Genomic DNA, 1,348 nt, shown 5'->3' on the forward strand with positions numbered 1-1,348 from the left:
TCCTGAAGCCGTCGGACGGCAAGCCCGTCACCATGCCCACCCAGGACATGGTCATCGGCCTGTACTGGCTGACGACGCAGAAGGACGGCGCGGTCGGCGAGGGTCGCGCGTTCGGCTCGATCGGCGAGGCCATCATGGCCTACGACCGGCACGAGCTGGACCTGCAGGCCCGGATCCAGATCCGGCTCAAGGACGTCCCGCCGCCGCGCGGCTGGAAGGCGCCCGAGGGCTACGAGCCCGGCCGGCCCTACCGGCTGGAGACGACGCTCGGCCGCGCGATGTTCAACGAGACGCTGCCGGACGACTTCCCGTTCGTGGACGACGAGATCGGCAAGAAGCAGCTCTCGGCGATCGTCAACGAGCTGGCGGAGACCTACCCGAAGGTGGCCGTCGCCAACGCGCTGGACGCGCTGAAGAGCACCGGGTTCCACTGGGCGACCAGGTCCGGCGTCACGATCGCGATCGACGACGTCATCACGCCGCCCAACAAGGCGGAGATCCTGGGCGGCTACGAGGCGCGCGCCGAGAAGGTGCAGCGGGAGTTCAACCGCGGCCTGATCACCGACGACGAGCGCAAGCAGGAGCTCATCGAGATCTGGAACAAGGCCACCGCGGACGTCGCGGTGGACATGGAGAAGGCGTTCCCGAAGGCCAACCCGATCTGGATGATGATCCAGTCGGGCGCCCGAGGCAACCCGCTGCAGCTCCGCCAGATCGCCGGTATGCGCGGCCTGGTCTCCAACCCCAAGGGCGAGACCATCCCGCGTCCGATCAAGTCGTCCTTCCGCGAGGGCCTGTCGGTCGTCGAGTACTTCATCTCGACGCACGGCGCCCGCAAGGGCCTGGCCGACACCGCGCTGCGCACCGCCGACTCGGGTTACCTGACCCGGCGCCTGGTGGACGTCGCGCAGGACGTCATCGTCCGCGAGGAGGACTGCGGCACCGACCGCACGATCCCCTTCGAGGTCGCCGACCGGCTGCAGGACGGCACCCTGGTCAAGCTCGCCACCTCGGAGACGAGCCTGGTCGGCCGCACCATCGCCGAGGACGTCGTCGTCGACGGGACGGTCATCTTCCCCGCCGACACCGACCTGTCCGACGCGGTCGTGACGCGCCTGGTCGAGGCGGGCGTGGAGAAGGTCCGCACCCGCAGCGCCCTGGTCTGCGAGGCCAAGATCGGTGTCTGCGCCGCCTGCTACGGCCGCTCGCTGGCCACCGGCAAGCGCGTGGACGTCGGCGAGGCCGTCGGCATCATCGCCGCGCAGTCCATCGGCGAGCCCGGCACGCAGCTGACGATGCGCACCTTCCACACCGGCGGTGTGGCGGGCGGCGACATCACGCACGGTCT

1 pseudogene is annotated in these 1,348 nt (G+C 69.9%); it reads left to right on the forward strand.

The annotated features are described in order from the left end of the window. Positions 1 to 1,348, forward strand: a pseudogene (locus AB0C69_RS42315) (DNA-directed RNA polymerase subunit beta'); the annotation flags it as partial.

Origin of the sequence: Actinomadura sp. NPDC048032 (assembly GCF_040653175.1) — a bacterium.
Lineage (GTDB): Bacteria > Actinomycetota > Actinomycetes > Streptosporangiales > Streptosporangiaceae > Spirillospora > Spirillospora verrucosospora.